The sequence below is a fragment of the Cupriavidus sp. CuC1 genome, from assembly GCF_044627735.1.
Taxonomy (GTDB): Bacteria; Pseudomonadota; Gammaproteobacteria; order Burkholderiales; family Burkholderiaceae; genus Cupriavidus; species Cupriavidus ulmosensis.
On sequence record NZ_JBIUHC010000070.1, the window covers coordinates 1 to 17,100 of the forward strand.

General features: G+C 60.5%; 18 protein-coding genes and 2 pseudogenes. 8 read left to right on the forward strand and 12 right to left on the reverse strand.

The genetic code is table 11. The features are described 5' to 3' along the window. Positions 1-162: 162 nt before the first annotated feature. Complete coding sequence (locus ACGLHR_RS27065) at positions 163-1,338, forward strand: RNA-guided endonuclease InsQ/TnpB family protein (protein WP_400097253.1); 1,176 nt, start codon at positions 163-165, stop codon at positions 1,336-1,338. A 132-nt stretch (positions 1,339-1,470) separates the two neighbouring features. On the opposite strand, the gene ACGLHR_RS27070 is transcribed toward ACGLHR_RS27065, so the two are convergent. The 6 genes and pseudogenes from ACGLHR_RS27070 to ACGLHR_RS27095 form a co-directional block, all read right to left on the reverse strand. Continuing rightward, positions 1,471-1,788 (reverse strand): HigA family addiction module antitoxin, encoded by a 318-nt coding sequence (locus ACGLHR_RS27070; RefSeq protein WP_400097255.1) that lies wholly within the window; start codon positions 1,786-1,788, stop codon positions 1,471-1,473. A 14-nt stretch (positions 1,789-1,802) separates the two neighbouring features. Further along, positions 1,803-2,135 carry an XRE family transcriptional regulator gene (locus ACGLHR_RS27075; RefSeq protein ID WP_400097257.1) on the reverse strand — a complete coding sequence of 111 codons (333 nt, stop codon included), beginning with the start codon at positions 2,133-2,135 and terminating at the stop codon, positions 1,803-1,805. Further along, positions 2,128-2,358, reverse strand: a pseudogene (locus ACGLHR_RS27080) (type II toxin-antitoxin system RelE/ParE family toxin); the annotation flags it as partial. The pseudogene ACGLHR_RS27080 and the gene ACGLHR_RS27075, both read right to left, overlap by 8 nt. A gap of 152 nt (positions 2,359-2,510) precedes the next feature. Beyond that, a complete protein-coding gene (locus tag ACGLHR_RS27085; RefSeq protein ID WP_400097259.1) occupies positions 2,511-3,119 on the reverse strand; it encodes a hypothetical protein in 609 nt (202 codons plus the stop codon). A 439-nt stretch (positions 3,120-3,558) separates the two neighbouring features. Further along, positions 3,559-4,596, reverse strand: coding sequence for a hypothetical protein (locus tag ACGLHR_RS27090; protein WP_400097261.1), 1,038 nt, complete (start codon positions 4,594-4,596; stop codon positions 3,559-3,561). A gap of 12 nt (positions 4,597-4,608) precedes the next feature. Then, the gene (locus ACGLHR_RS27095; protein ID WP_253932507.1) at positions 4,609-4,851 is read right to left on the reverse strand and encodes a hypothetical protein; all 243 of its coding nucleotides are present in this window, start codon (positions 4,849-4,851) and stop codon (positions 4,609-4,611) included. A gap of 1,071 nt (positions 4,852-5,922) precedes the next feature. Between ACGLHR_RS27095 and ACGLHR_RS27100 the strand changes: the two are divergent. The 6 genes and pseudogenes from ACGLHR_RS27100 to ACGLHR_RS27125 form a co-directional block, all read left to right on the forward strand. Further along, positions 5,923-6,177, forward strand: a pseudogene (locus tag ACGLHR_RS27100) (Bro-N domain-containing protein); the annotation flags it as partial. A gap of 107 nt (positions 6,178-6,284) precedes the next feature. Further along, positions 6,285-6,548: a hypothetical protein gene (locus ACGLHR_RS27105; protein WP_400097349.1), complete on the forward strand. Its 264-nt coding sequence runs from the start codon at positions 6,285-6,287 to the stop codon at positions 6,546-6,548. A 13-nt stretch (positions 6,549-6,561) separates the two neighbouring features. Then, complete coding sequence (locus ACGLHR_RS27110) at positions 6,562-7,593, forward strand: BRO family protein (RefSeq protein WP_400097263.1); 1,032 nt, start codon at positions 6,562-6,564, stop codon at positions 7,591-7,593. Positions 7,594-7,871: 278 nt separating this feature from the next. Then, on the forward strand, positions 7,872-8,105 hold the full coding sequence (locus tag ACGLHR_RS27115; protein ID WP_400097264.1) for a hypothetical protein: 234 nt from the start codon (positions 7,872-7,874) through the stop codon (positions 8,103-8,105). A 3-nt stretch (positions 8,106-8,108) separates the two neighbouring features. Next, positions 8,109-9,257 carry an integrase domain-containing protein gene (locus ACGLHR_RS27120; protein WP_400097266.1) on the forward strand — a complete coding sequence of 383 codons (1,149 nt, stop codon included), beginning with the start codon at positions 8,109-8,111 and terminating at the stop codon, positions 9,255-9,257. A gap of 27 nt (positions 9,258-9,284) precedes the next feature. Next, positions 9,285-9,914, forward strand: a complete 630-nt coding sequence (locus ACGLHR_RS27125; protein ID WP_400097268.1) for a hypothetical protein — start codon at positions 9,285-9,287, stop codon at positions 9,912-9,914. Between the two features lie 122 nt (positions 9,915-10,036). Here ACGLHR_RS27125 and ACGLHR_RS27130 read toward each other — a convergent pair whose 3' ends face one another. From ACGLHR_RS27130 to ACGLHR_RS27145, 4 genes are all read right to left on the reverse strand, one after another. Then, positions 10,037-10,813 (reverse strand): response regulator transcription factor, encoded by a 777-nt coding sequence (locus tag ACGLHR_RS27130; RefSeq protein WP_400097270.1) that lies wholly within the window; start codon positions 10,811-10,813, stop codon positions 10,037-10,039. A 1,540-nt stretch (positions 10,814-12,353) separates the two neighbouring features. Next, positions 12,354-13,481: a hypothetical protein gene (locus tag ACGLHR_RS27135; protein WP_400097272.1), complete on the reverse strand. Its 1,128-nt coding sequence runs from the start codon at positions 13,479-13,481 to the stop codon at positions 12,354-12,356. A 248-nt stretch (positions 13,482-13,729) separates the two neighbouring features. Next, complete coding sequence (locus ACGLHR_RS27140) at positions 13,730-14,437, reverse strand: RNA-guided endonuclease InsQ/TnpB family protein (RefSeq protein ID WP_400097274.1); 708 nt, start codon at positions 14,435-14,437, stop codon at positions 13,730-13,732. After that, a complete protein-coding gene (locus ACGLHR_RS27145) occupies positions 14,388-14,825 on the reverse strand; it encodes a hypothetical protein (RefSeq protein WP_400097276.1) in 438 nt (145 codons plus the stop codon). The genes ACGLHR_RS27140 and ACGLHR_RS27145 overlap by 50 nt, the downstream gene beginning before the upstream one ends. Between ACGLHR_RS27145 and tnpA the strand changes: the two genes are divergently transcribed. Further along, positions 14,781-15,197, forward strand: coding sequence for an IS200/IS605 family transposase (tnpA, locus tag ACGLHR_RS27150; RefSeq protein WP_400097278.1), 417 nt, complete (start codon positions 14,781-14,783; stop codon positions 15,195-15,197). The two genes, ACGLHR_RS27145 and tnpA, sit on opposite strands and share 45 nt — an antisense overlap. A 97-nt stretch (positions 15,198-15,294) precedes the next feature. Here tnpA and ACGLHR_RS27155 read toward each other — a convergent pair whose 3' ends face one another. Both ACGLHR_RS27155 and ACGLHR_RS27160 read right to left on the reverse strand, forming a co-directional pair. Then, on the reverse strand, positions 15,295-15,822 hold the full coding sequence (locus ACGLHR_RS27155) for a hypothetical protein (RefSeq protein ID WP_400097280.1): 528 nt from the start codon (positions 15,820-15,822) through the stop codon (positions 15,295-15,297). 39 nt (positions 15,823-15,861) lie between these two features. Then, a complete protein-coding gene (locus ACGLHR_RS27160; protein WP_400097282.1) occupies positions 15,862-17,061 on the reverse strand; it encodes a DUF1173 family protein in 1,200 nt (399 codons plus the stop codon). Positions 17,062-17,100 lie beyond the last annotated feature (39 nt).

Genomic DNA, 17,100 nt, shown 5'->3' on the forward strand with positions numbered 1-17,100 from the left:
ACAAGGTGTGCGAAAGTTAACACCAGTCTTCCTCGTTTACAAGCAAATTTCCCGCGCTTCACCCCAGAAATGTGGGGGATCCTGAGCCTTCAGGGGGAGGGAGGATAGCGCGGACGGCGTAGCCGTCCTTGCACGCGTGAAAGCTGCTGGTAACATGATTTTATGCAACGTCTCCAATCCTTTAAATTCGAACTCATGCCGACCGGCGAACAGGCGCGCAAGATGCGTCAGTTCGCCGGCGCGTGCCGGTTCGTCTATAACAAGGCGCTGGCGTTGCAGAAGGAAAACCACGCGGCGGGCGGAAAATTCATCGGCAAGTTTGCGATGAAGAAGTGCTTCACCGAGTGGCGCAACAGCGCGGAGACGCCGTGGCTTGCCGGTGCACCGCGCCATCCGGTAGACGAGGCGATTCTTGACCTTGATCGCGCGTTCCAAAACTTCTTTGCCAAGCGCGCGGACTTCCCCCAATTCAAGCGCAAGGGCAAGTCGGCGGATAGCTTCCGCTATCCCGATCCCAAGCAAATCAAGCTCGACCGCCAGAACGGCCGCATTTCGTTGCCGAAGCTGGGATGGTTTCGTTACCGCAACAGCCGCTTGGTGCTCGGCGAGGTCCGCAGTGCGACCATTTCGCTGCGCGCGGGAAAATGGTACGTATCCATCCTCACGAAGCGCGAGGTCGAGCAGCCGGTGCCGCACGGTCCGGCCGTCGGTATCGACGTCGGCGTCGCCCGCTTCGCGACGCTGAGCGATGGTACGTTCGTCGCACCGCTCGCCAGCTTCAAGAAGCACGAACATCGCCTAGCGAAATATCAGCGCCGCATGGCGCGCAAGGTCAAAGGTTCATCGAACTGGAAGAAGGCGAAGGCGCGCGTGCAGCGCATCCACGCGCGCATCGCAAACGCCCGTTCGGACTTCCTGCACAAGACATCGAACACGATCAGCAAAAACCACGCAATGATCGCCGTCGAGGACCTGCAGGTGCGCAACATGACGCGATCGGCCGCAGGCACCTCCGACGCGCCGGGGCGCAACGTCCGCGCGAAATCGGGGCTTAACAAGGCAATCCTGAGCCAGGGATGGGGCGAGTTCCGACGCCAACTCGAATACAAGACGGCATGGCGCGGCGGTTTCTTCGTCGCGGTCTCGGCGGTCAACACGAGCCGCACATGCCCGTGTTGCGGCCATATCGCGGCCGAGAATCGCAAGACACAGGCGCTATTTGCCTGTGTCGCCTGCGAATACGAGAACAATGCCGACCACGTCGGCGCGATCAACGTTTTAGAGCGCGGACAGCGCTTGTTTGCCTGTGGAGGGATGGCGCAGTCGGGCCGCCCGTAGAAACAGGAACCCGCCGAAGCAATCGAAGCCATCGCGGCCTAGATGCAGTAGGAATCCTCGTCGTTCACGGCGGGGAGGATGTCAACGGTGCTGCGTAGGTGTTGGCATCGCCAGGTGGCGCTTGGGCGATTGCTACGCCGGCTCGGGATGGAAAACGCGGATGCGCGGCGCGATCTTGTCCTTTAGCTCGCGCGTGGCCATCCGCATGTCGTATTCGCCCTGCAGGTTGGTCCAGTACCGCGGCTCCATCTCGAAGAGGAGCCCTAGGCGCAGTGCGGTATCGGCCGTGATTGGACGGGTGCCATGCACGATCTCGCTAATGCGGCTTGGCGGCACGTCGATATCGGCCGCAAGCCTTCGAGACGTGATGCCCAGCGGCTTCATAAACTCTTCCAGGAGAATCTCGCCCGGATGGATCTCCGGTAGCGATTTAGTCGCTGCTGTTCGCAAGATGTAGTTCGGCGCTATTGATCCACGGCCGCAGGCTGGCCAATCTCAGAGAAATTCGCGATACGCACGTCCCCATCGGGGAAATGCGCCACGATCTCGAGCTCGCCGCCCATCGCGCGAATGTGGCTGCGCAACGTCGAGATGTACATGTCGGTGCGCTGTTCCAGCTTCGCAATACTGGGCTGCTTAACGTTGAGCACGGACGCCAGCGCTTCTTGAGATAGGCCGCGCGCACGACGCAACTCTCCCAATGCCATCTCGGCAATTAAACGCTGGGCTTTGGCGTCCGATCGCGCCCGAGACTCTACGGTCATTTTTGACCGCAACTCAGAGAACTTCTTAGCCATCGCCCTTCTCCTGTCGCAATTCTTCCAAATGTGCGTCGTATAGCGCATCCGCCCGCGGAAGATTCTCCGCATACCATCGGTCGTTGCCAGTCTTGTCGCCGCCCAGCAGCAAGATTGCCGACCGGCGTGGATCGAAAGCGTAGAGAACACGATACGGTCGGCCTTCGTGTTGGATGCGCAGCTCGCGCATATGGCCATGCCTTGAACCTTGGATCCCGCTGGCCAGGCCCGAATTGTTCCAGCAACGCGAGGAATATTCCGTCAAGGGTATAGTGCTTGCTCCCGTCCGCCGCCGCTGATACAAAGCCTCGAGTATTTGGATCTATCGTCCTAGGTTTTGTATCCTCGCGCCGCCCGCAACTTCGGGGCGGCGCGCTAGACGGCCGAATACTCGCCCGACGGCTGGATCTCGAACGGCTGTCCATCGGCGGCCCCAGTCTCCAGTAGGGCCCGCGCTTCACACGCCACCCGCAAGTGGGGGTATTTCTCCGAGATAGCCTCGAGGATGCGAAGGCGCAACGCCTTCCGCGCTTCCCTGATGCCTATGTGCCAGTGATAGAGGTCGATCTCGTACTCGAACACCCGCATTCTCCGCACCAGCGCTTCTACAGCGGCCTCGGCGTCCGATAGCAAGTACGATCGCCCAATGAGCAGCTTTTCCATCTCGAGCTGAGGCACATCGATGGCGATCTGCTGCGACACCTCCATGATGAGAGCGCGCTTGCGCTCGAGTGTCGGAGCGACTTTAGCTGCTCGCTCACGGGCCGTTTCTTTTGCTTTGGCGAATGCAGCCGACGCCTCAACATGCAGAACGCGATAGCGCCAGTAGATGAGCGACGGTCGGCCTGCATCCGTGAGGCGGAAGGCATCATCGGCATCGCCAAGTAGTCTCTGGATGAGTGACTTGTTCCAACCGCGCTCTACCAGTTGGGCGACCGTAAAGTACCGATCAGGAGGAGGTGGTGGGGGAAATAGCGATGGCATCTGGATAGTTTAAGGCGAGACTGCACCGTCTCGGCATCGATAGCTGCGCAAAATGTTCCGCGGGGAGAATACGCCCATCGCTTAGGCCTTTGGGGGCGAGCCGAATTCCGGCAAAAAATTGGCCAACTATTTGCCGGAATCTGCATGCAGCATAGAGATAGTGTATGCCGGCGCGAATATGCCGAGCGCACCGAAACCTGGGCGAAATGGCGCACTAGTCTATCTGACACCGGCCAAATTTGAGCAATCTTTTCGCCGTTGTGAAAACTCGTCCCCAATAGAATCAGTGAGTTAGCATACCAAAATGTTGCCCACGTGGGCAACTTGCTCGAGGCCAGCGCAACCGCGTTCTGCTTGCCTACTGCGGGCGATTCCGGCGAATAATTGGCCAACTATTTGCCGGAATCCTTGGCCTTGGCGGGGCGGGCGCGGCTATCGCTCAGGAGATCCCCCAGCGGTAGTAGCCGCGAGCATTCGCCATGATCGGATTCGAAACCTTGCGGATATCGTCCGGCGGGAAACGCTTGCGAAGCGCTTCCTCAAACAGACCCAGGCCGCCCCCGGTGAGGAGCACGTTGTCGAACGTAGAGGACCTAATGCGGTTCATGAACCCGTCAACCATTTCGTCGACCAGTTCCTTGGCTCGCACATGGAACGGCTGCATGTCGACACTACCTAGTCCAACAACGGACAACTGCTGGCGCGACAGGCACATCTCGGCGGTCCGATAATCAATGTAGGTTCCGAGCGCCTTGGTCATGTAGTCGGCCAGCACGTAGACGATCGATGTCACCCCACCTGGAACTGCGCCGGACTCGTCGTAGACCGGCTTTGTTCCTCTTGAGGCGTACCAATCGAACGTGCGGGCGCCAGGGTCAATCGTAAGGTTGTTGCGGTCGTCCTGAATCTCGCGACTTCGATCTTGTCCTTCGTCCACGGACCAGGCGATCAGACTGCCGACCGGTTGGGGGAGGATGTTGACCTCTTCGACCCTGACCGTCACCTCCCTTCCGTAAGTACCCTGCAGCGAGCTCGGGACCGGGACGGTGAGTGCCTTGTGCTGATACTGATCGAGCAGCTGATCGCGGTGGATCTTAAAGGTCGAAACCGGAAGGCCGAGGACCAGAACCGGGATAGTGCGGCGAAGAACGCCGGTCTTTCGAAACATGTGATAGAGGCCGCCGATCACCTGCGCTTTGTACTCCGGACGGTTGCAGAAATCGTCCGCGACCATCGGTTCCAAGGTGTGGAGATGCGTGTCTGGGCCAACGAGGTAGGTTTGCCCGTCGACGGTAACCCGTACTTCGTCCAGGGTATGTTCCTTGCGATTCAGACGATGCGAATCTCCCCTATGCGCAGCGCCCTCTGACTTGGTGCGTGCGGGGTACATCAGTTCGCCATCGCCCCAGCAAGTCTTCAGGTTTCCAAAGCCAACATCCATCCCTACCGCAAAGCGGTCGGCGTTGTGAGTCGACATACACTGCTCTCCTTAAAAATCGTGTTTCCCGATTCTGGATGCGGTTTGGCTTGCCGCAACTGGCGAATGCGCCGGGAAAACGGCGCTGTATGGAGCTTGCTCCAGGGTCTCGAAGGCGCGAATGAGCAGTGACTTGACGTACTGCGCGCGCTCTCGGCTGCCAGCGTAGCCTGGATACTGTTTCAGCCTGTTATGCAAGGGGCCATCGTTTGGACTAATGCGGATTTCGACGCAAATCGAATCGGTTTTCTTCATGCTTTCTCCTTGTTCGGAGCATGCTCGGAGCATGCTTAAAAATTAAGCAAAAATGGAGTGTCTAATGAAGTACAAACTGCTAATTAAGTGCTCATGTTCGGAGCATGCTCGGAGCAATATTTTTTCCTATCGATGCCACCTGGTCAAAAGCAATTACTCATCAAAAAACAGCACGTTTCGAACTCCACAAGGACTTGAAATGCGCGATCATTGGCGTACGCCCAACGTACGTCGGGCCCCGAATTCAACGTTGCTGAGCGTCATCAGCAGTAGTCCCTAGATCAAGGCATTGCCCTGCGCCCGTTGCGCGCAGCGTGCCTCCCAAAAAGCCAGTTCGTCGTTGGTCGGCACATTCGTGTCCGACTCCTTCGGTGACTGGCTTCTTTTCATTAGCTGGTGCGCCCTGTGGTTGCCAATACTGAGGACACCGGACACGCGATACCGCTTGGCTTAGCGGTCTGTTTTAGCAAATGCATCTGGATGAGACAGAGTTTCTCCGGACACGGACACGCCTAAAGGCACACCGAATACACACACATCCCGATCGCCAGAAGGCGGGGACACTGGTCACGAAGCCCGATGCGATGCGGCTGGATGGCGAGGTCATACGGGGTGGCCGCATGGGAATCACCCAGCGGTTCAGCCGACAACACAGGCCCAAGGCAGCCTGCACAGAATGCCCATCAGAATCCACGGCCAGCGGTAGGGGCGCGTGGGAGTGGTGACGGAGACGTTGCTGCGACGGTCAGGTTGCGTTGCTCCACGCGCTTGGCTCATCGGCGGAATCGCTAAAGGACGGAGCTTTTTGGATTTATTGCTGCACTGGATTGGATGGGGCCGAATGCAATCTGAAATACGAGTGCATTCGGTTGTAGCGCGGCCCGAATTTCATTGTATAAATAGTGAGCTACGCGCCGAAGGCGGCGCAGATGGCGCTGAGGAAGGACGCGCTCCTAAAGGCTTGGGAAGGGAGGTTACTTAGCTATGGATGAAGAGGTTTTTGATGCCAGGGGCCGAGATGATATGCAAAGGCGGCCTCGGGATGTCGTTCCGTTTCTGTACGAGAAGGAGATGGTCCGCTCGTTCGCCGACAACGACGGGCAGCCATGGTTCTCGGTGTTGGATGTGTGCAACGTTCTGGGGCACAGCAATTCACGTGCTGCGGTAGCCGCCCACTGTGAAGACGAAGGGGGGGTAATCCGCGAAGACGTCCTGACGAAGGGTGGCATACAGAAGCTGATGTTCATCAACGAGGCCAACCTTTACCTACTGATCTTCGGCTGCAAGCTTCCTGCCGCCAAGGTGTTCCGGCGGTGGGTGACGAGTGAAGTCTTACCCGCTCTTCGGGCGCGGGGTGTGTACACCATGGACGAAGGCAAAGCACGCCCGCCTTTGCCCGCAGCGAGCCCAGATCTCGAGGAGGCGCTATCCGATTGTCGTTCGCCCGCCAGGATGCGATTCGGTACCGACTTCAAGCGGAGGAGAAGGATCTGCGAATCGCCGAGCTGGAGCACGAGGTCAAGGTGCTTGAGCATCTCGCAAAGTGGCAGGAAAGCACGCGGAAGCTGCGGCATGCGCAGATGAAGCAGGCCGCAGAGCTTCGCGACAAGGGCAATACAGCAGCGCAAATCGGGCACCTGCTAGGCATCGAGGCAGATAAGGTCGACGCGCTTCAACTTGCCAACCAGCCGGCTTAGGAGCGCGTGGCCGATGGGACAGCTCCCTGAAGATCAACTATTGAACGCGACAGACGAAGCGGGGAACGAGCCAGTAGGTCGTCTTCCGTTCGGGAGGCAGGGCGCGACAGTGCGCGGGTTCATCGACCCGCAGGGGGAAAAGTGGTACTGCGCGATCGACGCGGCGAGTGCGCTCAGTTTGACGAATTTTCGGGCGACCATCACGCGTGTTTGTCGCGAGCCTGGTGGAATTGGCCATCGGATCACCGATACCGGTGGCAAGCGCGAGCCTCTCATGTACCTCAGCGAAGGCAATTTGCGAAGGCTGGTTGCGCGGTGCAAGAAGGTTGAGGCAGACGCGTATCTTGACTGGGTACTCGATGACCTGGCGCCGTCCCATCTCGGGCCAGAGGTGCGAAGCTCGGCCGCGCGGGAGAGCGAGCTCGGGGACGTCGAACGTCCTCGGGTAGCCGCCAACGTATGCCTCGCCGTTGTGCGCCATGAGAACAATTCGCTAGCGACCGGGGAGGCGCGAAGCAGTTCTGATCCTGGCGACGTTCGGCTTGTTCCTCTGCCACTCGGCAACGCTGGCGCCTTTGTACGCGGGTTCCGAGATACCGAGGGTGGTCGTTGGTATTGCGCGTCGGATGTTGGGAACTGTCTCGGAATGCAGAACAGCAGGGCGATGGTGGCTCATCATTGCCTTCCGGATGCGGGAATTCTTCGAAAGGAGATCCAGACCAATGGTGGCGGGCGAGTAGTCGTCTTTCTCAGCGAGTACAACCTTCGCCGGCTGATTGTCAGGGCCTGCAAGCCAGAGGCGGAGGCTTTCTTCGACTGGGCCCTGGGTCAATTGGTGCATGAGGGGGAGGAGCCCCGGCGACCAGAGCCTAGCCCTGCGCCGATTCCGGAGCCAGATCCCGCGCCGCGGCCCAAGGCCTGGGGCGCGGGCATGACAGCGTACGAGCAGGAACGACACTGGGAAGGCGTCCAGCTTGCGCCAAGGCCGGGGCGGCAATCGCAAGAGCCGCGTCCGTGGAGTTCAATCCGGCATTGCGAGTTCTAAATGTCGCGTACCCGATTCCGTTATGGCACGGATGCCGCGTCGCTCACGCCTTCGGTTGCGGCACGAATCGCTGCCGTCCGGGCTGGCCGGCCGACCTACGCCGGGAACGGCCTGCCTGCCGGATTCCGCCAGCGCCAGTGAGGTCGAGCGCCCTGCTGGGGCTTCGGCCAAGGTGACTGGCCACGGCGGGCAGCTCGGCGGCGCCGGCGCGAGTGGCGACTGGGATGGGGATGATTAGTTTACTTGCTGCAGCAGTTTCAAGAAAGGTGAGGAGGACGATGACGGGCGAGAAACCTGGAGAACGGCAAACCAAGGCGGTTAAATGGGTGGTGGCACTGTGCACGGTGATTGCAGCTGGCATGTTCCTGGTTGTCATGTACTGGCCCGAGAGGGCTGGAAGACTTGGGCCTCTCACGCTGCTGTTGGTCGGCCTCCTAGCGGCGCTATTCTTAGATCTCCATGAAGGAAAGATCGAGGCGCGGCGTCGCAGCGACCGTTCGAAAGAGGGCTGACCTGTGATCACCATCGACTACGCGGCGATCACAGAGCGATCAGGCTTGCCGCCCTCATTCATCGACGCATTCAAGCTGCTCGCCGCGGGACATTTGAAAAAGATTCGCAGCCCAAATCGGTTGAGCGACAAGCCGGTGTCGTTTGAGACCCAGTATCGGCGTGTCATCAACCTGCTGGCTTCGTTCCGGGAGTTGCGGGAAGACGGCTACAAGTTGACCAGTCCGTGGAACCTGAAGCAGAAGCACATCGAGCATCTTGTGCGCAAATGGGTGCTGGAGCTGAAGCAGGCGCCCGGGACGGTGGAGAACAAGCTGACGTATTTGCGCACAATTGCCGCCTGGATGGGCAAGCACAACCTGGTCGGTAAGCTTGACGACTACATTGAGCGGCGTCCTGATGACTACCGACGCACGTACTTTGCTGAGGTTGAGAAGACGTGGGACGCCAGTGGGGTAGATGTCGATGGGCTGTTGCGGAAGATCGAGCAGTCCGACCGGCACGTCGCGACGCAATTGAGACTTCAGGCCGCCTTCGGCCTTCGCAAAAAGGAGTCCTTCCTGCTGAAGCCGCATCGAGTAACGGCAGATGGGCAGTTGCGGGTGGACGATGGAACGAAGGCAAAGCGGCCACGCAAGGTGCAGCTCGAGACGGAGGCGCAGTACAAGCTGCTCGAAGATGCATGTCGGATGGCCAATAGCATGAGCGGCACCACGATTCCTATCGAGTACAGCCTAGACCAGTGGCGCAATCATTATGACTACGTCTTGAGAGTCCACGGGGTGACAAAGCGCGAGCTGCAGATCACCTCGCACGGCTTACGGCACCAATACCTCAACGGCTTGTACCACCGGGTTACCGGGGAATTCTCCGCGATCCAAGGGGGAACGAAGCCTTTGGACGCCCTGCACCGTGAGGGGATGAAGCGGGTTGTTGAGGCCGCCGGCCACTCCAGGGAATCCAAGAGCAACGCTTACCTGGGCAAGCATGCGCCGGCGCGCCGGCAACCGCCGTCACGAGAGGAGGTCAGGGCTGCGCTGGATAGCTGCGGCCAGGAGAAGAAGGCGGCCGCGGCCAAGCTGGGGATCTCACGGCAGGCGTTGTACCGCATCTTGGCGAAGGCCCCGAGCCATCGATCACCCGCTGGCGACTGATCGTCGCCGATCAACTTGGAGAAGGAAATGCGAGAGGACCGCGAATACTCGGCCGAAGAGGTTGCCGGAATCCTGGCAAAGGGCATCGGCCCAGAGGCGCTGGAGAACTGGCCGCTGACGTCGTTGCCGGAATATGTCATTGGCGTTGCAAGGGCCAAGGCAGCCGTCGAAGGCGGCGACGACTTTGGGCAATTGGACGATGCGCTTCGCCCGCGGCGTGCACTCCGGACCAAATGGGGGATGCTGGTGGTCGATCACTCCCAGGACAATGACGGCGACGGGGCCACCCTGGCGATTCTGGGCTATCTCAAAGCCGACCCCTATCTTGAGTTGCCTCACTTGAGAAAGGAGGCGGAAACAGTCGGGATCTATCTGAGCGACCTAATCAGCGATGCGCTCGTGACGTCGACCGTCCAGAGCCTTTTGGCCCATGGGATCGACTGGGCGGACAACGACGATACGGGACAGGTATTTTGCCTGATTGGCTTCGACGAACCGGGCGATCCGCTGGCGTTCGATGAACTAGGGAAGGCACTCGGTTGTTGGCTGGAGGCCGCAGGGATCGAGCGACTGGTGACGGCTTGTCAGAGACCGGACTACCTGCGCAAGGTCGATTGGTCTTCGGGATTGCCAGTTTCGCAGCTGCTAGTCCATTGAGCTCTCCCAGGCGGCCGCACTACCAACGCTGGTCGCCGCTTCTGTCGCACGGGCGCTTGTGGGAGATACACGGTGCAAGTTTGGCAATCTATCGTAGCCGCGGCCGCCATGGTGACAATTGTCTACGCAGCGCCGTCGAGATAAGCGCTATCCGGATCCGAAACCGGCGGAGGTGCGAAGTGCCTCATCTGAGATATCAACTGCATGCGAGTGCGTGCTCCAAGCCGGTTCAGGATTGCCGAAACATGTTCCTTGACGGTGTTCTCCGTCAACCCCACGTGCCGTGCGATTGCCTTGTTGGACAGTCCGTCGAGCAAATGGAGCAGCACTGTACCCTGGCGGCTCGTGAGGCCGAGATCCTTCGGCTTGATTGGCGGGCTGTTCGGCGCGGCGCCATCGGGCTGTTCATTCGTCGCGTTGGCGGCCTCGCCGGCATGCGCCTCATGCGAACGGAATGGCTTCATCCCAGATAGCAGCTGAGTTCGTGTGCGCGAGCCAAGGCGCTGCAAGATGGCGGAGACGTGTTCCTTGACGGTGTTCACCGTCAAGCCCAGGCGGCGAGCGATAAGCTTATTTGGCAGGCCCTCCAGCACGAGGGCGAGTACGGCCTGTTGACGTTCAGTCAGGTCTTGTCTTGCGGGCCTGCCGGGCGCGCAGTGGGTCTCGAAATCATCGCGCACCTGGGCCGGGTGTTGGTGTTGAGGACCAAGCCCGAGGAGCGTGGCGCGGGTAAGTTCTTGCTGCCACACTTCCCGATGGTCATGGAATCCAGTTAGCGTGTCAGTGGGAAGTCGAGTGGGTTCGGTGGACAGCTGGCGGATGCCTTCGGTGTGCATCGCATTGATCGTCGTCTGGAGCTCCTGGACCTGAGAATATACGTCCGAATACAGCGCCGTCACCGCTTCTCTCCTACTATCCCGGCATTCAGTTCGCCCGCCATCCTCTTCCTCGAAGTGAACCCTACAGCAGCGGCATTTGCATCGCGATATCGCAGCGAGTTCGTGCCGGCTTGGGCATCGCCATGACTCTACACGCGGGCTTCTCGCGAGAGAAGGAACGAACTGGCGGAATAGGAGATCAGGAAGGCGTTCGAATGCCTGGAGTCCGAACGTTAGTGACAGGCAGGGCACAAACCGGCAACTGGGTGGCGCCACCGGGTCACGTGAGTACTTCTTCTCATTTGTCGATCCACGTGCGTGGAGGGCCTCCTGGACACGCGCATTTAAGCCTCTTGCGGCATACAGCGAGAGAGTCTCTGGACCCACCTGAGTTGGGAGTTAGCGATCCGACTTCCGGTCAATCAAGGTTGCCACATGGATGTATTGAAAATACAACAAAAAGGGATCTGCAGGAGCAAAGTCCGGCGATCCGGGATCGCTTTTTTTGATCACGGACTGAGGCAGCTCGAACGTCCCTTATAGGGGTGATCGTCCTTTTCCTGCAGATTGATACGGTTATTAGTCAGCCGAGCCCTTTGTTGGCGCGAGTTGCAGCCCATCCCGGGGGCCCCTTGATTCTCATGCAGTTAACCGGGGTAGCCACCGCCAGCATTCAGGCGGGCTTCCGGGCGGGTGCCGAGAAAACACCGCCGGGCACTTATCCTCTTTGGGGGAGATACCGGACCAATCGCACCGCGAGCATGGGGCGTGGGTCTCGCTCGCATCGCGACCTGACACGCTACGCAGCGGCCCCGTTTGTCCTGCCGCCTCCGCTCCATGCGACGACGGACTGGCTGGAAGGACTGGGGCGGCAAATTGAGATCCTGCAGCCGCGCCTGCGGGAGGCGCTTGTCGTTCAGGCTCAGATAGCGCACCCTGATGCCTGCACCATTGAGCGCATGGCCGGGGCTATGGCCATCCAGGCCGAGGGCGACGACCGCTTCTGGCCCAGCCACACCGACGTTGCCCGTGCTGCTCACGATGCAGCCGGCGCAGCCCTCGCCCATGCTCCGGGCCCGGCGCTATGGGGTCGCAGCGACATCCTCAATATCGCGCATCCCGCAGTGCCAGGAAGACGCATTGTCGGCTTCGACGTCCCCGCAGCGCGAGCCAGGCCGTGGCACAGCGTGAGCTGTGTGCTCGAGCGCCTCATCGGCACAACTCCCGCCGCGGAAGGTGCAAAGGACGAACCGACCGGCGGTGGCGCGTGCGTATCTCCACGCACGAACCAGCGACCGCACGAGAACGATATCGATGCGGCGCTTACCGGCGTGTCCGAGATCGTGCCCGCATTTGCAGGAGGCGGGGCTGGCGGCACGGTTTCTTCCATTATGTTGTCGCCATGGGATGCGAGAGGGGCAGGCATCACCAAGTCCCCATCAGGCCGCCCAACTGATCGAGCGCCTCGGCGCGAAACCAGCTGGCCGACCCATCCGCCAACAGCAACGCGCGATAGTGCGCAAACAAGTCATGCATGATTGAGAGTTCCTTGGAAATTGAGTCAATGTCCGCGTTCCCGGCGAAGTTGCTGCACGCGAGCGCCTAAGCCGGCTAACAGGTCGTCGAAGTCTTGCAGGGTCTCCTCACACAAGCCGTTCTGGCTGGTCATGGCCACCGCGGTTGCGCCGTCGCGCTTGACGTGCGCGACCGCGTCGAGGTAGTCAAGCTCGCCGCTCATGATGAGATTCGCGTATACGAGCGCCAGCGCTTCGAGTACCAGGCCTTCGCTGTCGTGGACGTTACCGAACGATGTAGCCTCGGAGAGCGGGATCTTGATCCTGCTGAGCGTGCGCGGGCGAGCAGCAATCTCACGCTGTGCATTGGCCCAAGCCTGCATGTGCCCGATGCGGTAGTCCATGTCGCGCCCAGTGCGACGTTCAGCGCGTGCGTGGAAGTCCCAGGCCATCGAATCGATCGACGCGACGCGTGGATGGTGCGCAATCCTATCCAGGACCGCGCTTTTTACACCGAACAGATGGACCCGAACATGCGCGGGAAGCACTACGTCGACCGCTCCGAGGATTGCGAGGATTCCGTCAGGGCCTGCAACCTGCCGGCGGCATACCGAGCCGATCCCAACCAGATCGGGCCAATCGAGAAGCGGAAGCCATTCGGCACAGGTTGCATAATCAGCAGGATTCCAGCCTTGCAAGACGGGCATCGGTGGGGGCAGCCCACGACGAGCGGCTTCCGCGTTGCAGCGACCGAGCATTTGAGCGGTGGCCGCCATGCGAAGCAGGCGAAGGGGTCTGTTGCCGGCGATCTCGGGCTCGCAGCAATAGTCCATCGCGGCATACCAAGCCCATGGGTGCGATTCCACGAGGTCGAAGTAGTCTTCAACCGCCCAACGGTAGTCTCCATATCGAACCGCGGCGACGAAGCCTGCGGAGTCGAGGGTGGCATCGAGGCCGGCGAACTGTGTGTGGTCGGGAAGCCGAAAGGACTGGAAATGGCCGGCTCGCTCGTGGCCCCGCGAGTAGACGCGGCTGAAGGCGTTGGCGGAGAACAGCGTTGCATAGCTGCGACTGCGCGCTGCTTCTACCAGGCGTCCTCCGGCGAGGGGAATACCCACGCGGACCTTAACGGCGGGGCGCAGGGCGTGGGGGATGGTGGGTGGCGAGTGTTTCATCGGTTGCGGTCAGTGGATGCGAGTCCCATTCTCTGTCCCGCCATTGCCCGCGCAACCATGCAATTCCGCGATGATCCGTGTCCGTTGGCGCGCGTGGCCCTCTAACATGCGCCACTCCCGTGGTTGGCTAGATCCTTGTCGGCTTGAGGGCGCGCCCATCTCAAGCAGATAACCACGACCAGCACACCAGCGTTGGTGCCTAGCAGTAGCCCGCCAAGAAAGACCAGAAGCTTGACTTCCTCTCCGGGCTAACCCCCGGAGATTCCTCCAGCGAGCGCCTGAAGTCCCAGGCGGGCAATGTTCCGGGCCGCGTTCGTGTCGCGGTCGTGGACCGACCCGCACGAACAGCACGTCCACTGCCTTATTCCAAGGTCGGCCCTACCTTTCGGACTGCTCGCGGATATGACTCCGCAGCACGAGCACGTTTGGGTTGAATACGCTTCGTTGACCTCTGCGAACACCACACATTGCCTGATGGCCTTGTACTTGAGTTGTGTCCGGAACGTGGTCCATGCGGCGTCGTGTACGGACTTCGCCATACTCGTTTTTGCCAGCGCTTTCGCGTTCACGTTGCCTACGAAGATTCCTGCATGTCTTTTGACCAGCGCCGATGTTTCCTTATGGATGGCGTCCTTGCGCTGGTTTGCGATCTTGGCGTGGATTGCCTTCACGCGGCGCTTCTTGTTCGCTCGTTGAGCGATGCCGAGCGCTTGCTCAGACTCGCGATAGAAGCGCTTAGGTTCGAATTTCTCACCGTCGCTGTACGTCGCCAAGGTCTTCAGACCAAGATCGATGCCGATCACGTCCGAGCCATCCGGCACGCGTTTCTCTTCGACCTCCACCTTGACAGCGATGTTGACGTACCAACGCCCGCGCGAGTCCTCGTTGAAGCTGCCCGCGCCAAGCTCATACTTCGACAGGCCATACGAGTCCCACAGGGCCGATCTGAAGACCATTGAAGTGCAGTTGCCCGTTCTTGTACTTGATGCCTTCGCCCTTGAACGGAACCCATCCGAGCGAATACTTCGGCGACTTGCGGTTGCTCACGCGCCAATTGAGTTTCTGGCGCTTGAACTGTTTAAGCCGCGTCGCGAATTCCTTGCACGTCTCTTGAACCGTTCGGGAATCGACGCGCACGCCTTCGCATTTGCTGAAGCCCGCTGTGAGTTTCTGAAGGTCGAACCCTGACAGCCAGACCTTCGGGCGATTGCAGTAACGCTTCAGGCTGCGATACTGGGTTCCATTGCAGAAATTCCAAACCGTGTTCACGTCGCGCGCCATCGCAAGCATCGCCTTCGCGTGCTTGTCCTTGATGCGCAGCTTCAGTGTCTTTACGGTTTCCATTCCCGTATAGTACGCTTGGTCTTCGTGACCAAATATCGGCGCAACGTGTTCAAGAAGGAGCACCTTGACGCAATGCAGGCCATCCTGGCCAGGGTATGCAAGGACTTCGAGGCCGAGTTGGTAGAGTTCAACGGCGAGCACGACCACGTCCATCTGCTGGTGAACTACCCGCCGAAGGTCGCCCTATCAGCGCTCGTCGCATCGCTCAAGGGCGTGTCGAGCAGACTGCTGCGGAAGCAGTTCGGGGACTTCCATCCGTGGCTCAAGCGGCGGGGCGTGCTTTGGTCCCCGTCCTACTTCGCGGCGTCGTGCGGCGGGGCTCCACTGGATATCCTGCGCCAGTACATTGAGCAGCAGCAGACCCCTCACTAACCCCCACATTCCCGGCTTACCCCGGACTGAACTCCGGGGCTTGCACCGGTGCCTTGGTCATCGTTACCACCTTTTCTATATGACCTCGCAGATCTCCCTAGAACAGGGCAGCCTGGCGGGGATCGATTGTTGGCACAGGGGCAACCGGTGTGGCTTTGCTGCGTCCCGTTGCTTGGACAACATCCAGCACCCAGAACGAGTCTGGCTGCGGTGCTTGCGCCGCGTACAAGCGGTCAACGAGGTACCAGCGCAGGTCGACCTGGACTGGCTCTCCGTTCGTTGGGTCCGGCATAGTGGCGAGCATGGGTGCGACAAAGCGCTGGATAAGCATGGGCAGCGCTGGGCCACCTGCAATGGCGGCACCCACCGCTGGCCCGGCATCCAGCAGCGCAGGGTGCGCCATCACAGCCGCAGCAAAGGCGCGCACACTTGCGACCAGTCGCTCTTCGCTGGCATCGAGCTCGTTGTCCTGCTTCGTGCACAAGGCGACTACCGCGCGCTGCGCAGGATCGGCGGCAACAGCCTTTGCAGTGGGCCTCGTCGCCTTGCGAACTTTGCCCCCGACTTTGGCGGCAGGCTTGCGTTTCGCAGGCTTCGGCACGGCGGGGCTTGCGGCTTTGCTCAAGGCCATTCCTTTGAGAGTTGGGTCGGGGGCGCCACACCACTACGCCCCTCGCTTGATCGGGGGCAACACGACGCGTTCCAGCGCCTGGCCTGGCGGGATCCATTCCACAACCGGCGTCGGGAGGCGGGCATAGTGCTGGCGCTTCTCGGTGACCTTCCTGTCGTATTCGGCGTTGCCGACCATCCCGTAGACCTCAATCACCGTTTCCTTGCCGGTGTCGCGCAACACGAAATCCGGGTGCACTGCTGCCTGGTCGACGTGGCGCAATGGCTTTATAAAAGCGCGAGCCTCACGGATCAGCCGGTCCGCCATGGCGAGCTCGTAGCTGGAGTCGCAAGGGATGAACACCGCATTGGTAAGCATTGCTGCGACTTCCACCGCCTTGAGGTATCGCTTGTCGGAATGGCTGACAGCGAGGATGGCGACACAGCGTGCTCCGTGACGCCCGATTCCTGACAGGGCGGTGCCGTGAGCCTGGAGCGTTGCCTTATAAGCCGCCTGCGACAAGTAGTAGCGCCGGTTGTTCTGGCGAAGGACCAAGACTCCCCCGAACTGACTGGGCTCGAGCGACTGGATCTCACCAATGACGACTCCGCGGCGTTTCTCGTCTGCGTTTGACTTGAGCCTGTCCAGGAACGTGTCCAACTCGTGGTTGATCTCGGCGCGCTTGTCTGGTTCATAGCGCCGGATGATGTGAAGAATGTCTGCGGCCGGCTGTCCATTGATCTGGCCATTGCCGAGCTCCGCAGTCAGGCGAGACCAGCAGCTGGCCCAGGTCCGGCGCTCATTTGCCGACCAGCTATTCAGGCCCGCGGCCTCCCAGGCATACTCGAGGAAGGCCAGCAAGCCAGCCGTCCGGCGGCCGGCCCCCCTGGCTTCCCCGGATGGCACCTGCGCTGGCGCCGCCGGCAGGGCGCGTGGCAGTACCGTCAACGCGAGATCCAGGCGGATATCGAGTACGCCGTTCCTGAGCATGAACGGAGCGGTGGCTTCCGCATCTTCGGATCGTCCAGCCCAGGCTCGCCCGAAGGGGCATGCCTTCGTGTGCAGGTGGGCTTGATCCGGCCATCTCGCCAGCAGGTACGAGGTGCCGTGGCGTCGGATCTGCAGCTTCGGTAGGGGCGGTCGGGCGGCACAGCCGCACTCGGCGTAGCCAGCCGTGCGCTTCGCGCGCTCCAGCACCGCGTTATAGCCACCTTCGCTCTCCATCAAATCCGAGAGCGCATAGGCGCGGCCCATGATGTGTACGAAATGGCTCATTTGCGCGGCTCCAGGGGT